We start from the raw sequence: 19,280 nt of genomic DNA, 5'->3' as shown, positions 1-19,280 counted from the left end.
CTCAGGTCTCTCCAAGCCAGAATGTATCCGGCATGTAGACACCGAAATAGGCGGTCGGGTCGTAGCCGTAGAGCGCCTTGTCAGGCAGATTGCGCAGTCGCGAGGACGCCAGAACCGGCTGAAGCGTTCCGTTCACCGTGCCGATCGAAAACACCTGATCGGTGTAGATCGACAGCATTGAATTCCAGATTTCGGCACGCTCCGTGGCTTCGGTCGATGCGTTCCAGCGCTTGAGCAAAGCCACCAACTCGACCACAGGCGGAAGATCGGGCGCCTCACCGAGCGTGCCGTGAGACAAGTAGTGAGCACCCCAGAGCGGCCATTGCAGCTGGTCGTCGATGGTGGGGGCCAACTGGTACGGGTTCATGTCGGCGGTCGGCACGCCATTGTCGATGCCCGACCACATCGACATCATGATCTGGCCACCAAGCGCGCGGCTGCGGAAGATGTCGCGCTGCGAAGTCCGGATGAACAGGGCAATGCCGATCTTGCGCCAGTGATCGGTGATGAGTTCGAGCGCGTCGGTTTCCAACGTGCTCTCGCCGGCCGTTTCCACGATGACCTGCGCCGGGCGTCCGTCGGGAAGTATCCGCAGGCCGTCATCGCCACGCGTCTGAAGCCCGACCTCGTCGAGCAGGGCATTGGCCTGGTCGGGATCATGGGCGACCCAGGCTTTCGCGAATTCCGGCCGGTAGAGCGGGCTCTCCGGCAGGACTGTATCGGCACTTTCCTGCGCCAATCCGTAGAACACAGCCAAATTGATCTCGCGCCTGTCCACAGCGAGCGAAAGTGCGCGGCGCACGCGCACGTCACGAAAAAGGCCCCGCCACACCTGGTCGGCACAATTCAGATTGGGCAGCAGCGCCAGCCGCGAACCCTGTGTGCGTTTCCAGAGATGCAACTTCACCGGGTAGCGCTTCTCCGCATCCTTCAGGAAGGAGTAGTCGGAGAAGTCAATTCCCATGCCTTGCAGGTCGCTCTCGCCCGCACCGGTCTTGGCGGAAATGATCGCCGACGAACTGACATCCATGACAACCCGGTCAATATAGGGCAGTTGCCGGCCATTCTCGTCTATTCGATGAAAGAACGGGTTCCGCTCGAAAATGAACTGCTCAGCCGGCGGCTTGGTCCGGTTCTGCCAGGGATCGAGTGTCGGCAGATCCGGGTTCTCCGGGCGATACTGCCGCGACATGCGGATATGCAGAAGCGTCCATTTGTGGACCCGGTTCTCCGTCATCAGGCCGGAGAGCCGGAATGGATCCTGGTATTTCTTGTGGAACTGCTTGAGATAGGCGGCCGGCAGAACAAGCGATAGCGGCGATGCAGCAGCGAGCTTGGGCAGGAAGTCGGGATTGGGCGCATCCCAACTATAGCGGACCGTCGACGGATCGACGATGTCGAAGCGTGGGGGCTTGCCGTCCGCCAGCAGGGCCGGGGCGAGCCCGCCTTGCGAAAGCTCATCGTTCAGCCAGACATCTTCCCAGCAATAGCGAAAATCCTCCGGCGTCAGCAGGCTGCCGTCAGACCATTTATGTCCTTCCCGTATCTTGAACGTGAAGACGCGATCATCCGCTACGTCGAAACTTTCGAGAATGTCGGGTTGCATGTTAAGCTTTTCGTCATAGCCGACCAGGCGAGCATACCCATAGATCGTCATCATCCGGATATCTTTCTGGCTGCCGATGATCATGCGCAGCGTGCCGCCATACTGGCCGGGCTGCCGGCCCATCGCAGCGAGATTCAACGCGCGCGGGCTCTTGGGCAGGCGTTCGGCGAGTGCCGGCAGCGCCCTGGCCTTCAACTGCGGCTGAAGAAATTCCGGCTCCAGATCGCCGGCGCGCGACGTGCCCGGCAGAAATGCCGAAGCCATGAGCCCAAGGACGGTGCGCCGGCTGATCAATGGCGTAGCTCGCTGACATCGGCCGAACGTCGGGCCAGCACGACGTGGCCGCCGCCGAGATCGAGCGGCGACAGCATATCCTCGTCGCCTTCGTCGCGGAATTGCGGTCCCCATGCGCTGGCGTCGGAAGCGCCGCTGAGCTTCAGCGTCTTGAAATCCATCGGCCTGTCGAGATCGGGGAAAGGTACCGCGGCGACCAGTGAGCGCGTGTAGGGGTGGATCGGTCTCCTAAGCAGAATTTCGCGCGGCGCAAGCTCGACGATACGCCCGCCGCACATCACCGCGATGCGGTCTGCCATGTAGTCCACCACCGCCAGGTTGTGGGATATGAACAGGTAGGTCAGGCCCAGTTCCTTCTGCAGGTCCTTCAGAAGGTTCAGTATCTGCGCCTGGACAGAGACATCGAGCGCCGAAACCGGCTCGTCGCAGATCAGGAGTTCAGGCCCCAGCGCCAGTGCGCGCGCGATGCCGATACGCTGACGCTGCCCGCCGGAGAAACTGTGCGGATAGCGCTTGATGAAGCGCGGATCGAGCCCGATTGCCTGCATCAGGCTCTTGACAGTGGCGAGTCGGGACGCGGCATTGCCACGTTGATGGATTTCCAGCGGCTCGCTCAAGATGTTCTCCACCGTCATGCGAGGTGAAAGCGACGAAACCGGATCCTGGAAGACCATCTGGATTTTCGCGCGCAGCGTGCGCAAGGCGTCTCCCTCGGCCTCCAAGACGTCGATCGGTCGATCGCGGCCGTTGAAGATCACAGAGCCGCCGCTAGGGGTGACAGCCCGCATCAGGATCTTGCTGACGGTGGTTTTGCCGGAGCCGCTTTCGCCGACCAGACCCAGGCACTCACCCCGCCTGATATCGAAGCTCACGCCGTCCACGGCGCGAACAGAGGTTTGATGACCCCCGCCGAACCATCCGGACTTGCGGATGGTGAAGGTCTTTTCCAAATCCCTGACCGAAAGCAGGATGTCATCCGGCCCCTTCGATGTCGGCGCCGTCTGCTTGCCGAGCAGGTTCGCGACATTCACCGGCACCTCGCGGAGCGCCTTTAGCCTTTCACCAGGCTTCAGGTCGAAATGCGGAACGGCTGCCATCAGGCCCTTCAGGTAAGGGTGGCCTGGCCGGCGGAATATCGCCTCAACAGGTCCGGCTTCCATGATCTCGCCGTGGTAGATGACCACCACCTCGTCGGCGACATTGGCGACAACGCCAAGGTCGTGCGTGATCAGCAGCATCGCCATGTTCAGCTTGGTCTGAAGCCCGCGCAGCAATTGCAGGATTTGCGCCTGGATGGTGACGTCCAACGCCGTCGTCGGCTCGTCGGCGATCAACAGCGCGGGCCGGCAGATAAGCGCCATGGCGATCATGGCGCGTTGACGCAATCCTCCCGAAAGTTCAAAGGGATACATGTCATAGGCGCGCTTGGGATTGGGAAAGCCGACAAGGCTGAGCATTTCCTCGGTCCGCGCCTTGCGCTCCGCCCGAGCCATGGGCGTATGAATCTGCAGGGATTCGCTCACCTGGTTGCCGATCGTGTGCAGCGGCGACAGCGATGTCATCGGCTCTTGAAAGATCTTGCCGATGCGGCTGCCTCTCAACGCCCGGATTTCGGGTCCGTCACGCGGCATCTGCAGGATATCCTGCGTCGTGCCGGGCTTTTCAGGATCGGAAAACAGGATACGGCCGCGAACATGGGCTGTCCTCGGCAAAATCCCCATCACTGCCTGGCTGAGAACCGATTTTCCCGAACCGGACTCGCCCACAAGTGCGGTAACCTTGCCGGGCAGGACGCGAAGATTTGCACGCCTGACGGCATGCAACGGTCCCCCGATAATGGCAAATGAGATGCCAACATCTTCGATCCGCAGCAGATCAACACCCGAATTCATTCTCACACCAGCCCCACTCTGGCGACCTGCCAGGCGGCAGACCCAGAAGGCAAGACTAGCGCATTGCCAGCCTAGAGCAACTTGGATTCGAAACGGTCGCCAGTTCCCTGGCGGAGCCCGGTGACCGGACTGCATACCAATGGCCTTCGGATCAGATCGTGGCGGTTACTGGAGCTTCCTCCGGTCGCCCGCCGACAGCCGCGCGGCATCGCGATGAAGCAGCATGACCTGCTCGGCGTCCGACATTCGGTCGTAAATAGGCTCCATCGCACCGTCTTCATCGAGTGCAAGAGCACCCGACAGATCGGGTGAAAGCACCGTCAGCTTCTTGATGCCCGCCAGTTCCTCGTTGCCGAGCGTCAGCCAGCTGTTGGCGCCGCAATAGCTGGCGAAGTCTTTGCTGGCGAGAACGCTGTGCGGATATTTCTTGGTCAGGGTCTGGAGGCGCTGGACCTCGTTTACAGCCGAGCCGAAGACAGAGAATGTGAGCCGGTCGGTAAGCCCGACATTTCCGAACATCACATTGCCGACATGCAGGCCGATACCAAAGCCTATGTCGCCCAACCCCTGCTCCTTTCTGCGCAGATTGAGATCCGTCATGCGCTCGGTGGCCTTGTGCGCTGCCGCAAGAGCAGCCTGGCAGGCGATCTCGGACTGCGAACGGTGCCTTTCGCAAGGGTAGACGGCAATGAAGCCATCACCTATGAAACTCATGATCTGCCCGCCTTTGCGATTGAAAGGTGCAGCAACGGCGTCGAAAAACTGATTCAGCGTATCGATATAGATCTCGCGGCCAGAGGTTTCGGCAAGCCTTGAAGACCCGCGCATATCGGCCATGACCAGTGCGGCCCGGATTGTATCGCCCTCGCCGCGCTTGATCTGGCCGTCCAGCACGCGCCTGCCGGCGTCGCCGCCGAGATAAGTGGTCATCATGTTGTCGGCGAGCTTGGTGAGCACCGCCATCTTGGCTGCGATAGCGAGATGACTCTGGATGCGCAGCAACGCCGAAATCATGCTGTCGCTGAAGCCTGCAGCACTGTCGGTGGACCAAGATCCCATCATGCCCTGACTGGTGTTGCCGCTGAAGGGTTGGACGAAAGCCAAGTAATCGGTGACGCCCATAAGCCTGAGTTCATCGAAAACAGGAAACTCCGACGGCACCGACGGGTCGAACCGGCGCCGCAGATGGTCGAGCTTGTTGCTGAGCAGATGGTAGTATGGGCTGGTCAGAAACCTGTCAGACGGCACGCCGGCCTTCTTGCGGAAGCCTTCTACTTCCATGTCCTGGCCGCGAAACCAGGTGAAGCCAAGCGCGTCATAAAGCGGATGAAGCATCGAAAAGCTCAAATGCACCCGCTTCAGCGGCAGGCCGGCAGCAGCCAACCGTTCACAAAAGCCTTTTACCAATGTTTCCAGGTCGTTGCCGGCCAGCGCCGATTGGGCCAGCCAATCGGCAACCCTGTCCACAAGAATGGCGGAAATTTCTGCTTGCGCTGTGCTCATGCTACCTCCAGACCCGTCGAAGACCAGCCACTCTCTTTGATCCGCCACAACACAGTCCGCCAACGACCCAAAGACAAGACCCTCGAAGTCAATGAGGCCGGCTTCGGCGGCAAAAGCCGGCGAAGAATTTCCCGAATGACTGGCCCTGCAGGCAAGAAGCGGGCGTAATTGCATCTATCTCGTGGGGCATCATGTGGCGAGGCTGCCGGCAGAGTGCAACCACGATCCTGACATCGGGAAATAAATTCGCCGACCCGGACGCCGTCAAGCCTTCACCACCGTCTCCCGGGCTAGCCCGAGTCGGCCAAAAACGTTGCGTGTGTCGACGATCAGAAGAGCGTGATCGGCGATCGCCTGATAGTCGATTGCGTCGTGGTCGGTTGCAACGACGACAGCATCGAAATCCTTCAAGGCCGCCTCGGTCAATTCGACCGAGCGACGCCCCTTGATCGCCATATGCTCCCGTGTGGTCGGGATCTCGGTGACATGCGGGTCGTGGAATTCCGCCTTGCCGCCCCATTCCTCGATGAGTTCAATGAGCCGCAGTGAGGGGCTTTCGCGGATGTCGGGCACATTCTTTTTATAGGCCAGCCCGATGATGAGAATGCGCGAGCGGCTGAGCGCCTTGCCGCAGCGCCGGTCCAGAGCTTTCGCCAGTTCATCGACCACATGACGTGGCATGGCCGTGTTGATCTCTGCCGCCAGCTCGATGAAGCGGGTGGGCAGTTCGTATTCGCGCGCCTTCCATGTCAGGTAGAAGGGATCGATCGGAACGCAGTGCCCGCCAAGTCCGGGGCCAGGATAGAAAGGCATGTAGCCGAAGGGCTTGGTCTTCGCCGCCTCGATCACCTCCCAGATATCGATGCCCATCGCACCGAGCACGATTTTCAACTCGTTGACGAGGGCTATATTGACCGAGCGGAAGATGTTTTCCGTCAACTTGACCGCCTCGGCGGTCGCCGTGGTGGAAACCGGAACGACGGTCTCGATCACGCCCTGGTAGAAAGCCTGCACGAGCGTCGCCGCGTCAACGCCGTCGCCTGCCACGACCTTGGGGATCGTCGCGACTTCAAAGCTGCGGTTGCCGGGATCCTCGCGTTCGGGCGAGAAGCCGAGGAAGAAATCTATCTTCGACTGCAAGCCGGTTTCTTCCAATATGGGCTTGATCACATCGTCGGTGGTGCCGGGATAGGTGGTCGATTCCAGCACGATCAGCTGGCCGAGACGCAGATGCTTCGCGATGGTGCCTGCCGTGTTCCTGACGAAGGAGAGGTCCGGCTCACGGTGTTTCGTCAGCGGTGTTGGAACGCAGATGATGATGACATCGCAGACGGTCAATTCGGCAAAATCCGCAGTGGCGCGGAACCGTCCGCTAGCCACCTCGCCGGCAAGGGCAGTCGACGTTACCGCCTCAATGTAGGATTGGCCGTTGTTCAGGCGCTCGACCTTCCGGGCTTCGATGTCGAAGCCGGATACCGGGAAGCCGGCACGTGCGGTCGCAACCGCCAGCGGCAGCCCGACATAGCCCAATCCGATCACGCCGACTTGCGCAGCGCGTGTCGAAATCCGGCTCAGAAGACGGTCATATGTCGATCGTGAGGCGTCCAAAAATCTGTTCTTCCGTCAATTCGGACAGGCTGTCCGCTTCCATGGCGAGGCTCACCTGGTCCCAAGAACCATGGCGGAGGCATATTGCGGAAGGTCGATTTCCGCAAGCCGTCATCAGACCGGCGCCTTCGCCTTCAGGCTTGCGGCAGCCATCGCATAACCGCCGGCGGCACCATCGATGAAATGAATGTGATCGCGCTGCAGCGGCGAGGCGACGAGGCATGTCATCAAGGCCGATTTCTGGCGGTGCAGGCCGTAGCTGCAGATGCCCGCCTCTTCCGCCTGCTTCAGCCGGTTCTCGATCCTTTGCAACACATCCGCATCGACGTCGATGGTCATCTTCAAGCCGTCGTCGAACTTGCGGAAATCCGAATTGCTGGCCACGTCGCGTTTGTAGATCTTCGGATCGAAACGGCCGATCGTCCAGCCATATCTATCGGTGACAGCCGTAAGCGTCATCAGGAACACTATCCACAGCTTCGACAGCCACCGCCTTCCTACCGGCGCCATGGCCCGCGCCTCGATATCGAGGCCGGCGGGCAGCAGACTGTAGCGCGGCCCGTCCACCGGCACGGGGTGGCCATCGCGCTCCTGCCTGCCGGCAAGGGCGATGATGTCGGAAGCCAGAAACTGAAAACCACGCACGTCGCGCGACACCCCCGGTATGGCTATGATCGAGACGATTTCGCCATGCCGGGCTTCTATCGGGTTCCAGCGGCAGGAGAGGCCGGTCAGATCCGGTCGCGCGCCGGCCGGCGCTGGATCGATGCGGTAGCGCCCCGCTTTCATCTCGGCTTCCGCCCAACTGCCGCCGCCGCCGGCGAACATGGCATAGAGGACCGCTTCGGAGGCCTGGAACCTCGCCACGCGAACGTCGAGGCCCTGCGCTCTTATATCCTTTATCGGCACGATTGCAGCACGCAGGGTCAGGTCCAGTTCGTCCGCCACCCATCTCTGGACAGCCGCCAGCGCGTTGCGGGTGATCTCCAGCGCCGAGCCGGGAAACGCCACGAGCGCACCGTCGCCGCCGAAGACAAAGGGAAGATCCTGCCGACCCAGCGCATTGAGCAGCGCCGAAATGACGCTGGCGCCGGCCATATTGACGGTTTTATAGCGCCCAGCCTCGATCGCTTTGGTCGAGCCGACGATGTCGGCGGTGGCCAGCGCCCAGCCATCGGGGAGCGGCCGATAGTTATCGATATCGGCAACGCTTTCAAACTTTGCGAAGACCGGCAAGGAAGCGACAAACGGGTCGGACGCGGCAGCTGTTTCCATGAGCAACAAATAGCACATTCCACTGCTTGAAGGTGAAGTCGATCGTGCTTCGAAATTGACTTGCGCAGGCTTTCCGATGATAGGGTCCGGCGATGAGAATTGCCTTCCACGCGCCGCTGAAGTCACCCAATCATCCCGTTGCCTCCGGCGACCGCCAAATGGCACGGATGCTGGTCAAGGCGCTGGAGCATGGAGGGCACAGCGTCGAACTGGCTTCCGAATTACGCTTCTATCTACGCCAACCGGAGCCGAAAAGTTTCGATGCGCTCAAGATCGAGGCCCGAGAGGAAGCCGCGCGGTTGGCAGGGCTTTGGGATCGTGACGGCAAGCCCGATCTATGGTTCTCCTATCATCCCTATTACAAGGCGCCCGACCTGATCGGGCCCCAGTTGGCGTCGGCCTTTGCTGTCCCCTATGTGACAGCGGAAGCCTCCTATTCGAGGCGGCGCAACGCCGGCTTGTGGGGCGATACGCAAGCGTTGGTGGCGCGAGCCGTCGAACAGGCGGCGCTGAACATCTGCTTCACGCAAAGGGATCGTCAGGGACTGGCAGATGCGATACCCGATGCCGCTTTCGGCATGCTTTCGCCCTTCATCGATACATCGGTATTCCGGGAAACGCCGGCACGGGGTTGTCCGACGCGCCTTGTTACCGTCGCCATGATGCGCCCGGGCGACAAAGTCGAAAGCTATCGCATGCTGGCGCAAGCGCTCGGTTCGATCGTCCACCTGCCCTGGACCATGTCGGTTGTCGGGGACGGGCCTGCCCGTGACGAGGTCAAAGCGCAATTCGCCGGCTTGGCCGCCGACCGGATCGAATGGCTTGGCGCGATTGAGCCAGCCGCCGTGCCGGATGTCCTCTATAGTGGGGGAATTTACATCTGGCCGGGTTGCGGCGAGGCCTATGGCGTTGCCTATCTTGAAGCACAGGCCGCCGGCCTTCCGGTGGTGGCTCAGGACATCGCCGGCGTGCCGGAGGTCGTGCGGGATGGCCAGACCGGGTTTCTCACCCCGCCGGGCGACGTGGCGGCGTTCGCTTCTGCCGTTGAAAGGCTTCTGGCCAGTAACGACGAAAGAGCCATCATGGCCGCGGAAGCCAGACGTTTCGTCCTCGAAGAACGTTCGCTCGTTGTTGCAGCGGCGCGTCTGGCCGAACTTCTTGCTAAGATCCCCGTTTCATGACATCCGATCATATCTGGCAGCCCTTGGTAGAAGAACTGGCGCGCCGGCAACGGGCGGGCCGCAAGGCAGAGTTCTGGCTGCGCGACGATGACGCCGTGGATCCGACGCCTGCGCTTGATCGGCTGCTCGACCTCACCGATGAATTCGCGGTTCCGGTCACCCTGGCCGTCATTCCGGCCCTGACTGATAAGAAGCTTGTCGTCCGGCTTGACGAGGCGCCGCATGCCACGGTCGCCATTCATGGCTGGGCGCACCGAAATCATGCGCCCGAGGACCAGAAAAAGCAGGAGCTCGGCGGGCATCGGCCACGCGAGGCGGTGCTGGATGATCTGGCTCGCGGGCTGTCGCACGTAACCGGCCTGCACGGCGCACGGGCCGTTCCGATGCTGGTGCCGCCCTGGAACAGGATCGACGCCGGCTTGGTATCCGACCTTGGATCGATAGGGTTTGCGGCATTGTCGGTCTACGGGCCTCCGAAGCCGGCTTCACTGGCGGTCATCAACAGCAATGTCGACATCATGGATTGGCATGGCACGCGCGGCTGCCGCGATCATGGCCTATTGGTTCAGGCTATCATCGCGCAATTGCAGCATGCCGAACCGGTCGGCCTGCTCACCCACCATCTCGTACATGATGAATCGGCCTGGCTTTTCCTCGAACGGCTGTTCACGGTTACCGCACAGACTGAAGCCTGCGCGTGGCTTGCGATCAGGACATTGATCGGGCGGAGCGCTGGTAGAGGAAAATAGCTCAGCGCTTTTTGTGCAATGAGACTGGAAATTTGAGCGTCTGGCCATCCCGCGCGGCAAAAGCGCCGGCAAACCTGTCCTTGGCCAGTTTCTCGATCTCGTCCAGTTCCTCATCAGTGCGTGCCGGATCGTGGTGAAACAGCGCAAGCCCCCGCGCACCGGCCGCCTCACAGAGCTTGACGCCCTGTTGCCATGTCGAGTGCCCGTGACCGCTGCGGCGTTCCATTTCCTCCTCGGTGTAGGTGCAATCGTAAATGACGAGGTCGGCACCTTCGATCAGACCGAGCACCGCCTGATCGAGTTTGTCCGGCTCGTGCTCAGTGTCTGTGATCACCGCCACGACGCGGCCGCCCCATTCGACCCGGTAGCCGATGCAGCCGCCCGGATGGACAAGACTGCCGGTTCGGACCACCACCCCTTCGCGCGGCCGAAGCACGTCTCCGGATACGAAATCGCGGCAGTCGAGGCTTGCCTTGCAGATCTCCAGTTTCACCGGAAACCACGGCGGCTGCATGAACTCATCGACCATCTGCCGGGTCGTCATGCGTCCTGCAAGATGTCCGGACCAAAGCGTAACCTTGACGCTCCTGTCATAGATCGGTGCAAAAAACGGCAGCCCGATGATGTGATCGTAATGGCAATGGGTGAAAAGCAGGTCGAAATCGGTCACGCCCGACGCCCGAAGCGCCCTGCCGGCGGGCTGTAGACCAGAGCCCGCGTCGAACAGAAGCGTATGCTTACCGCATCGCATCTCGATGCAGATTGTGTTGCCGCCATAGCGAGAGAATTCTGGCCCCGATACCGAGATGCTGCCGCGCACACCCCAAAACCTGACCAGGAAAACGTCGTCGTCCATGCTAACCCTTTGCAGTCCCGTCGCCATCGTAGCCAAACAACTGCTGCTAGGCGAGACAGGTTTTCTCCGGTGACGTTCTCAGCAAGAGGCCGGTGTGATCACGACGGTGAGGATCGAGCGCACGTCATTCGCTATTGGCGCTTCGTGCGTCGATCAGATCCGCGGTCGTGTGGCTTAGGCGATCGGCAAGAACCCGCAATATCTCGATGGTCATTTCCGGGAACTCCTTCATAAGCCTCAGGAAATGATCCTTGGGGATTCTCAAGGCTTCCAACGGACTTGCGGCTCTGACGGTGGCCGTGCGGGAGCTGTTGCACAATATGGCGATCTCGCCAACAATCGAATTTGGCACCAGTTCGGCAACTTTTATCGGTCCGCTGTCGGATTCGACCAGAATATCCGCCTTGCCTGAAAGGATGACATAGGCGGCATCTCCCTCGTCGCCCTGCCGGAAAAGGATCTGGCCGGCGCTGTAGCTCACGCGATCGGATGTGAACGCAAGCAGCTTGAGCTTTGTCGGCTCTATGCCAGAGAAAAAGGGAACGCGTTGCAGCATTCCAACCTCGTCCTTGAGCAGCATTGTCGCAAACCTTCCCAAAATTCACGTCTGCGAGACTAGAACAACCGACACCCAGATGGAATCAATTCTGTTTCCGGATGGCGGGACGAACCAGGCGAAAGGTGGCGAGCCCGATCAGCCGGAAACCTGAATCCCTTGACCTTGCAGCAAATTTCCACCGGCAGAATGATCCCGTCTTAATGTCCGTTGCTCTATGACAGCAGTTCCTTGAAGATACCGTTTCCTGCCAAAAGTGTCTCGTGTGTTCCGTCTTCCACCAATTGACCCGAGTCGAAGACGATAACGCGATCGAACATCATCGCCATTGCCGGATTCGTCACGACCCACACAATTGCCGGCGAATGGCCGTCGCGTCTGGCTTCCTCGAGCACGTTTCGCAGCACTTTGTCCTGCATGCGCTGATCGAGCGCCGACAGCGGCCGGTTGAGAATGAGAAAATCGGGACGCTTGAGCAACGCCCGGGCAACGTCGAGCTTCTGTCGCTGTCCACCGGTCAGCCGCCTGCCGCCGGAGCCGACATTGAAGTCCAGGCCGACATTCAGAAGGTCGGCATAAAGCCCCAGTTCGTCGAGAATGTCATAGACGATGGAGCGTATACGGTCCGGCGCGTCGGGATGGTTGTTGCCCACACGCCCGAACAGGACATTGTCCATGACGGTAGCCGCGGCAATGTATTTGGCAGGATCATACCGTTCGACCGCATTTTGAAGCTCGGGCGGCAGGTTTTCATAGAACCGGTTGCGTGCAGCGACGATCTTGCTCATCAGCTCGTCGCTCAGCAGGCCGAAGCGGTGCCGGGGCTCGATATAGGCAAAGCTCAAGGTGACGATCATGGCGCGGTCGTTCTCCGAAACTGCCTCGTAGGGACGGTTCTTGAGCCGTTGCAGCAAGGTTTCGTAGGCGGGTATCTCCTCGGCGCTCATGAAGGCGAGCTGCTGGAAGAACTGGTGATCGGGCGGCAGGTCGGCAAACAGCTCGATCGCCTGTTCGGCGATCTCCATGCCCATTTCGTAGAGCGTGCGGTCGAGTCCGGCCTGCCTCAGCACAGAAGCAAAATAGGGATTGGCCGCCAGAGCCCTATCGGCCAGCTCGGAGCCGGCGGCTGCGCCGAAGAGGAGGTTTTGGCCGATCGTTGCTTCCTTGTTGTAGGCGCCCGGTTCGAAAGGAACGACCAGTCCGCTCAGCCCTTCGTGTTCCAGCCGGGTTCGCAGCGCCGCACGCAGTTCGACGATCCGCCTGGCGAGCTCCGTGTGACGCGTGAGGTCGGCCGAGGAGCGCAAGCCAAGATCCAGAATATCGCGCGACAGAACAACCGCGTCGAGCACCCGGCGCACGGGTTCAAAGAGGTCGTGCGGGCCGGTAGCGCCGGCGGAAGCGTAGTCGATCCAGTCGCTGTGGATATCAAGATCCGGATTGCCCGACCGGCGCGCCTCGTCGACGTTCCAGCGGCGCTGGTCTGCCGCAGCACCGTCATAAGGCACCGATGTCAGCGGCGCATGCTTCAACCCGTAGAGCAGGTTATCGCGGAGGCTTGCCTGGAACAGGAAAACATCCGACGAGGCATAGGACATGCGCCGGCCGGTCACTGCTTCGGGGAGTTCAAGCAGGTCGTCGGCGCCCGAAGTGACCCTTCCGCTGTCCGGCCAGTTCAGCCGCGCGAAGGCTTCTGCAAGCGCCTCCGCTCCACCTGTTGCGGTGCTGACCAGCGCCACCGTCTCACCCGGCTTGACCTGGAGGGAGATACGGTTGAGGAGCATTGCGCCGCCATCGTCTGCCATGGACAGACTGATCGCCGAAAGGGGGCTGGTCATCGGATCGGGATCGTCAATCGTCAACGCCCCGATTCTCGGCGCGATGAGACCCTCGACGGTGAACTGTTCAACGACCTGCTGATATTTGACCTGGACATCCTGCCGATCCTGATCCCAGTCGATCAGTTCCTTCATCGGTCCGGGCAGGTCCTTATAGGCGCCGATCACGGCCACGAGCTGGCCGACGTCCAGCCGTCCTTGGATGACCAGGTACCCGCCGATCATGTAGAACAGAAAGGGCGTGATCTGCGCGAGAAAATTGTTGAGGAACTTCACCATGAATTTCCATTGGTAAAGATCGAAGCGGATCTTAAAGATGAGCCCGAGCCGGGCAGCTATGTCGGCGCGCTCGTAGTTTGATGTATCGTGGACGTGGACCGCGCCGATGCCGTCGACGATTTCGCCAACCCGGCCCGAAAGCGCGCGCGCCGTCAACTGCCGTTGGCGCCCGAGCACGATCAGCCGCCGGCGCATTCGCGGGATGAGCACGATCTGGATCGCCACGATCACGGCCGCTACCATTCCGAGCCAGACGTTCTGGACCAAGATGAACAGCATGGCCGTCAGCGCCTGGCCGCCGAGCAGTACCGGCTGCAGGAAGGCATCGCCGATGAAGCCGCCCAGCGGCTCCACCTCGTCCTTCACCATGGTCGCCACTTCGGCGGATTTCACCCGCTTGAAGTAAACCGGCGGAAACCGTAGCACACGATCGACCAGATCGAAGCGGATACGCCGCAGCATGCGTTCGCCGAGGCGGCCCTTGTAGGTGTTGATGTAGAGTTTGAACAGGCCGTTGATGACGACCAGCAAGAGGAACACAACGCTCAGGGCAAACAGCGTCGCCGTGCGGTCGAGCTGAAAACCGGAGAAGAACAGGACATCGCCAATGAACGGCAGGTTATAGTGCAGCCGCATGAATGCCTGGGTCGCGCCCGGTTGCTCGAAGCCCCTGCCTTGGATCGGGCCGTTGACGATCAGCTTCGGCAGGTCGAAGGACATGAAATACGGGATCATCGAAAGCAGGACGATCATCAATATCCAGAGCTGCTGCTTCTTGGTGTGCGTCCAGATATAGCGGGCTAGGCTGGGTTCCATATGCGACTGTGGACCTTCAGTTTAAGGAACAAAAGTAGAAGCGGCTGGTGAACGGCGCATCGGCAATCATCGCCGGCGACACGTTCGAAGCCTGCGAGGCGGCTTTGCTGGCAAGATTGCGTTGTGTCGCCCGAAATCCCAACATACAAGGCGAATATGATGGATGTCACGCAACCACGCAATGTCGGCACGGACGGGCACGAGCAAACCCTGGACCTCACGCGGGGAATTGCTGCTTATGTCAACAACCCTCTCGTGGCAGGGCTTGCACGCGTCATCGCCAAGCATCCGACGGCCGATGTCGCCAACGCCTTCAACCACAAGCAGGTTGCGTGCAAGATGTGGGCGCTCGACAGGCTGTTCGAGAGCAGCGGCGGCCGGTTCGGGCGCATATGGGTTCTGGGTGGATGGTACGGCGTATTGCCGGCAATGCTCTTCAACGACGCCCGCTTCGACGTCGCGGCGGTCGATAGCATCGACATCGATCCCGAAGTCGCGGCGGTCGCCCGGACCCTCAACCGGGAAGCAGGCGACCGGTTCCGGGCGCTGACGGCAGATATGTACGCGCTCGACTATGCGGCCGGGCGGCCAGACTTGACGGTCAATACGAGCTGCGAACACATAGCCGATCTGCGCGCCTGGCTTGCCCTGCTTCCGCGGGGCACGAAAGTACTGCTGCAATCGAACGATTATTTCAGCGAGCCAACGCACATCAACTGCGTGGCTTCACTTGCAGCATTCGAAGCGATGGCGGCGCTAAGCGAGGTGCGGTTCTCCGGCGAACTGCCGACAAGAAACTATACGCGCTTCATGCTGATCGGGACTGTTTGATGCATTTCGCCCAAAAGTGCGCAGCGATTTTGGGACAACGACATAAAACAAGGACTTGAAGTGCGTCGTACTCGCCAGACACGATGCGCGTTAAAGCCGATGAACAGTCTAGGACCCATCGTCTGTTTGATCATGTTCCTTTCCGAAACCGGACCCCATTTTTAGGGACCATGTTCGATACCGTTCGCGCAGGATTTGCGCGGAGTGACGCGCACCTTCCAGGTCGAGCCGATGCGCGGATGGCGTCGGTCCCGCAAGCGCCTGCTCGATCGCTTGCGCCAAGCCGTCAGGCGTCAGGTCATTTTCTGTCAGCACCGTTGCAAGACCGAGCTCTTCCAGCATCAGGGCGCGAACCGTCTGTTCGGTTTCTCCGCCGGCCGCAAATGGAACCAGCAGGGAGCGACAACCCGCGCGCAGTACATCGCAGACCGTGTTGTAACCCGCCTGCGAGACTGACAGGCGGGCGCCGGTCAACAGGCTGGCAAAATCCTCGCGGAAACGGAAGATGGACAGGCCCGGCGTGGCATCGCATGCGATCACATCAAACTCGTCTTTCGGCAGGTTTGGGCCGGTGATCAAACACCATTTCCAACCGTTGGCAATCCGCGCCGCTGCGAGGGTGGAACTGACAAGCCTCCTTCCGGCCGCCCCGCCGCCAACCGACACCAGAATGTCGAAACGCTCGGCGGCCGCAGGCGATGGCGGCGCGCCGACGAGCCCTGTGTAGGTGACCTCGGCCGTGATCGCCCCAGCCAGTGGAAATGTCTTGTCGATGGTTGTGAAAGCCGGATCACCGTGGACCATTACAAGGTCGAAATGCCTGTTGATGAGATCGACCGTTTCCTCGTTTCGGCCCGGCTTGACGCGCTCCTGAAGAATATCCCGGACGGACGTCGCCAGCAGCGGTCTGGGCGACGTCGCTTCGATGGTCTCGAGCAGCGGCAAGAGTTCGAAACGCATCTGCCGGCGTCCAAACGGAAACGCCTCGACAATGACGATATCAGGCCTGCAATCCCGGAATGCCTGCAGCAGCATCTCTGAACGCCGTTTCTTGAAATCATCGTCGATGGGTTTGCCTTGCAGGTCGACAAGTCCGGAAAATCCATTATCGCCGGAAGTGACAGGTGGCAGGGTTACAGATTTTACCCCCTGTCCCGGAAACCCCGCGATCGGCGGCCCGCCGGTCACGACGGTTATGTCAAACCCGTCATCGGCCAGAGCGGCCGCAATGCGGCTGGCGCGTGCGAGATGGCCGATGCCGAGCAGGTGCTGGACATAGAAGAAAGCGCGCAGCCGCTTCATTCGGCGACCCGCCACTCCCGCTCGAACAGTTCCTTGAGCTGTCCAATGCTTGCCATATGATTGAAATTGTCGCGCACGCGCCGCTCTGCGGCGTCACCGAGACGGGCGCGCAGCGCGGGATCACGGATCAGGCGCTCCAGCGCCTGTGCCAGGGCAACTGGATTTTCCGTCGGAACCAGCAGCCCGGTTTCGTCCGGCGACAAAAGCTCCGGCACACCAGAAATATCGGTCGACACGCAGGCAAGCCGCTGGCTAGCCGCCTCCACCAGAACATTCGGCAGACCGTCCCGGTCACCATTTGCGGTGATTCTGCAGGCCAGGGCGAAGAGGTCGGCGCAGCGGTAGTGCTCAAGCACCTCCTCCTGCGCAAGCGCGCCCTTCCAAGAGACGCGACCATCCAGTCCGAGTTTTTGCGCCAGCGCCTTGAGCCGTTCCAGTTCCTCGCCGCCGCCGATATGCTCGAAACGCCACGCCAAATCACCAGGCAAGAGGGCAAGGGCCTCCAGCAAGGTATCGTAACCTTTCTTTTCAACGGCGCGCCCGACACTCAGAACGATAACCGGTTCGTCCGGCGTCGAGCCGTCATGTTGGTTCCGAGCCTCGCCGAAACTGCCGAAGCGATCAAGGTCGAGCCCATGATAACTCAGATGCACAGACGAGTTGCCGTTAGCGAGTTTCTTCAGACGGTCGAAGCCGGTTTTCGTGCAAGTGACCGTCCAACGTGCCGAGGAGAGCTTGCCAGCCAGATCCCAGTTCGCCGAAGTCCAGATGTCCTTGGCATGAGCCGAGCAGCTCCAGGGCAGGCCACGAAGCTGGCTGGCATAGCGCGTCACCGATGCCGGTGTGTGCGCGAAATGTGCGTGCAGCCAGCCCGCGTCTTCCGGCCATTCGGCCGCCAGCACGAGCGCTTGCCCGAAGCGGCGCACGCGATTGCGCGTAAAGTCGCGGGGGATATCGGTAGCAAGCGATCCGAGCGCGCGCCAGAAGCCTGGCCGCATCAGACAAGCGAACAGCGAGCGAACCACGCGCAGCGGCTCTTCATGCAGATATTCGGGCAGATAATGGACGGGCGCCTTGATCTCGTCATGCACGGGGTGGCGTTTTGCGTCGGTCGGCCGCCTGAGCGCGACGAGTATCAGGTCGAACCCCGCACGCTCCAGACCGAGCAGTTCCTGCGCGATGAAGGTTTCCGACAGCCGCGGATAGCCCTTCAGAACCACGACGATCTTGCGATGTTGCAACTCAGTTCATGCCTTCGATGACCGAAAGGTGATGGCCGGCCCGCCGGTCGAGCAGTTCCGCGACGATCTCGGATATATGAGGCAGCCCTTCCAGCGTCAGATGCGGATTGCTCTGTGATGGGCGGGGCCGGTCCGGCAGCACCACCAGTGCATCGGCAAACCGCTGAGAATCCTTGGCTTCTTCCGGCAAAAGCATCTCGATGAGGCCGAGTTCGGCTGCGCGCTTTGCGCGGATCAGTTGTTCCTCTCGGGGCTCTACGCGCGGCACGATCAGCGCCGGTTTGTCGAAAGACAGTATCTCGCAATAGGTGTTGTAGCCGCCCATCGCCACCACCGCCTTGGCACCGGCAATCAGATCTTCCATGCGGTTGTCGAACTCGATGATCTTGATGTAGGGGATCTTGGACCCCTTCTTGAGCAGCTTGTTGCGCTTGCGCGCCGGCATGTAAGGCCCAAGCACGATCAGCGCCCTATGCTGCAATTGCGGATCCTGTTGATAGGCATCTATGACGTCGTGGATCAGTTCGGCGCCGTCACCCCCGCCACCGGTGGTAACGAGGATATAGTCGCCCTCGGGCCGGTGGCCGGGCAACTCGTTCCGCGGCAGGCTCCGTTGCAGGAAACCGACGAAGGTCATCTTTGCCCTGACAGCCGGAGGCACATCCAAGCCGGTCAACGGATCGTAGAAATCCGGCGGACCATAGGCCCAGACCCTGTCGTAGAACAGGCCTATCTTGCGCATCACATCCCTGCGTGCCCACTCTGCTTCGAGCAGATGTGGCGCATCCATCACCTCGCGCAGGCCAAGCACGAGCGTGGTACCCCGCGTCTTGAGGTACGACAGCGTGTCCTCAATCTCACCGCGCAGACCGAGCGGTTCTTTGTCGACGATGAAGATATCCGGCCGGAAGGTCTCGGCTGTGTGGCGGATGATCGACTGGCGCATCCTTAGCGTCTCATGCAGATCGATATCCTTTTCCAGCGAGGTGTACTCACCGTTGCGCAACTTGATGACGCTGGGGATCTTCACGAAGTCGACACGGGCGCGGTAGTCGAAGGCGCCAGCGATAGTCGCACCCGAAATGATAAGCACCTGAAGTCCGCGGAAATCCTCGACCAGCGAATGCGCGATCGTCCGGCAGCGCTGCAAGTGGCCGAGCCCGAACGTATCGTGGCTGTACATGAGAATTCGAGCGTTTTGTACGTGCTGGGTCATTGTTGAACGTCTTTTAGAATTCTCGTTTTGAGGACCGTCGGCGACCCCTCAGGCTTCGAAACCATCCCCGCAGCGCTCCCGACCTGTTTTGAAATATTGAGGCGCAATTTTCAATCTGTATTACCCAAGAGGGTCCATATGCTCAAGCCAGGAAGCTGCGTCTGCTCAGTTGCCCGCTTGCTACAGGCGATGTCAACTTGACGTACGTTCCGGGCGCGCCGGCGGCGCTGGCTGCGCGGA

Annotated in this window: 14 protein-coding genes; 3 read left to right on the top strand and 11 right to left on the bottom strand. The window is 60.7% G+C overall.

The window, feature by feature from the left end; translation table 11 throughout:
• Window position 1: 1 nt before the first annotated feature.
• The 5 genes from MAFF_RS13845 to MAFF_RS13825 all read right to left on the bottom strand — a co-directional run bounded on the left by MAFF_RS13845 (window position 2) and on the right by MAFF_RS13825 (window position 8,196).
• Window positions 2-1,870, bottom strand: a complete 1,869-nt coding sequence (locus tag MAFF_RS13845; protein WP_425280330.1) for an ABC transporter substrate-binding protein — start codon at window positions 1,868-1,870, stop codon at window positions 2-4.
• A 26-nt stretch (window positions 1,871-1,896) separates the two neighbouring features.
• The gene (locus tag MAFF_RS13840) at window positions 1,897-3,792 is read right to left on the bottom strand and encodes an ABC transporter ATP-binding protein (RefSeq protein WP_010911542.1); all 1,896 of its coding nucleotides are present in this window, start codon (window positions 3,790-3,792) and stop codon (window positions 1,897-1,899) included.
• A gap of 165 nt (window positions 3,793-3,957) precedes the next feature.
• Window positions 3,958-5,295 carry an adenylate/guanylate cyclase domain-containing protein gene (locus MAFF_RS13835; protein WP_044548325.1) on the bottom strand — a complete coding sequence of 446 codons (1,338 nt, stop codon included), beginning with the start codon at window positions 5,293-5,295 and terminating at the stop codon, window positions 3,958-3,960.
• Between the two features lie 264 nt (window positions 5,296-5,559).
• Window positions 5,560-6,903, bottom strand: coding sequence for a nucleotide sugar dehydrogenase (locus MAFF_RS13830; RefSeq protein WP_044548324.1), 1,344 nt, complete (start codon window positions 6,901-6,903; stop codon window positions 5,560-5,562).
• 114 nt (window positions 6,904-7,017) lie between these two features.
• Complete coding sequence (locus tag MAFF_RS13825; RefSeq protein ID WP_032931702.1) at window positions 7,018-8,196, bottom strand: DUF3095 domain-containing protein; 1,179 nt, start codon at window positions 8,194-8,196, stop codon at window positions 7,018-7,020.
• Between the two features lie 74 nt (window positions 8,197-8,270).
• Between MAFF_RS13825 and MAFF_RS13820 the strand changes: the two genes are divergently transcribed.
• Window positions 8,271-9,359, top strand: a complete 1,089-nt coding sequence (locus MAFF_RS13820) for a glycosyltransferase family 4 protein (RefSeq protein WP_010911538.1) — start codon at window positions 8,271-8,273, stop codon at window positions 9,357-9,359.
• On the top strand, window positions 9,356-10,108 hold the full coding sequence (locus MAFF_RS13815) for a polysaccharide deacetylase family protein (protein ID WP_010911537.1): 753 nt from the start codon (window positions 9,356-9,358) through the stop codon (window positions 10,106-10,108). Before MAFF_RS13820 ends, MAFF_RS13815 begins: the two co-directional genes overlap by 4 nt.
• A gap of 1 nt (window position 10,109) precedes the next feature.
• Here the strand turns inward: MAFF_RS13815 and MAFF_RS13810 are convergent, their stop codons facing one another.
• The 3 genes from MAFF_RS13810 to MAFF_RS13800 form a co-directional block, all read right to left on the bottom strand.
• Window positions 10,110-10,964, bottom strand: a complete 855-nt coding sequence (locus MAFF_RS13810; protein WP_010911536.1) for an MBL fold metallo-hydrolase — start codon at window positions 10,962-10,964, stop codon at window positions 10,110-10,112.
• A 124-nt stretch (window positions 10,965-11,088) separates the two neighbouring features.
• Window positions 11,089-11,544, bottom strand: coding sequence for a cyclic nucleotide-binding domain-containing protein (locus MAFF_RS13805; protein WP_010911535.1), 456 nt, complete (start codon window positions 11,542-11,544; stop codon window positions 11,089-11,091).
• A gap of 191 nt (window positions 11,545-11,735) precedes the next feature.
• Complete coding sequence (locus MAFF_RS13800) at window positions 11,736-14,450, bottom strand: ABC transporter transmembrane domain-containing protein (RefSeq protein WP_010911534.1); 2,715 nt, start codon at window positions 14,448-14,450, stop codon at window positions 11,736-11,738.
• 156 nt (window positions 14,451-14,606) lie between these two features.
• Here MAFF_RS13800 and MAFF_RS13795 point away from each other — a divergent pair, with 156 nt between their 5' ends.
• Window positions 14,607-15,281: a class I SAM-dependent methyltransferase gene (locus tag MAFF_RS13795; protein ID WP_032931698.1), complete on the top strand. Its 675-nt coding sequence runs from the start codon at window positions 14,607-14,609 to the stop codon at window positions 15,279-15,281.
• A 108-nt stretch (window positions 15,282-15,389) separates the two neighbouring features.
• Here MAFF_RS13795 and MAFF_RS13790 read toward each other — a convergent pair whose 3' ends face one another.
• From MAFF_RS13790 to MAFF_RS13780, 3 genes are read right to left on the bottom strand one after another with little or no spacing between them, the layout of a single operon-like run.
• Window positions 15,390-16,583: a glycosyltransferase family protein gene (locus MAFF_RS13790; protein WP_044548323.1), complete on the bottom strand. Its 1,194-nt coding sequence runs from the start codon at window positions 16,581-16,583 to the stop codon at window positions 15,390-15,392.
• Window positions 16,580-17,824, bottom strand: coding sequence for a glycosyltransferase (locus MAFF_RS13785; protein ID WP_032931695.1), 1,245 nt, complete (start codon window positions 17,822-17,824; stop codon window positions 16,580-16,582). The genes MAFF_RS13790 and MAFF_RS13785 overlap by 4 nt, the downstream gene beginning before the upstream one ends.
• Before the next feature lies 1 nt (window position 17,825).
• Window positions 17,826-19,040, bottom strand: coding sequence for a glycosyltransferase family protein (locus MAFF_RS13780; RefSeq protein ID WP_010911530.1), 1,215 nt, complete (start codon window positions 19,038-19,040; stop codon window positions 17,826-17,828).
• Between the last annotated feature and the right edge of the window lie 240 nt (window positions 19,041-19,280).

The organism is Mesorhizobium japonicum MAFF 303099, assembly GCF_000009625.1.
Taxonomy (GTDB): domain Bacteria; phylum Pseudomonadota; class Alphaproteobacteria; order Rhizobiales; family Rhizobiaceae; genus Mesorhizobium; species Mesorhizobium japonicum.
The sequence above is the reverse complement of the archived record's forward strand: the minus strand, read 5'-3'. Positions and strand labels throughout refer to the sequence as shown.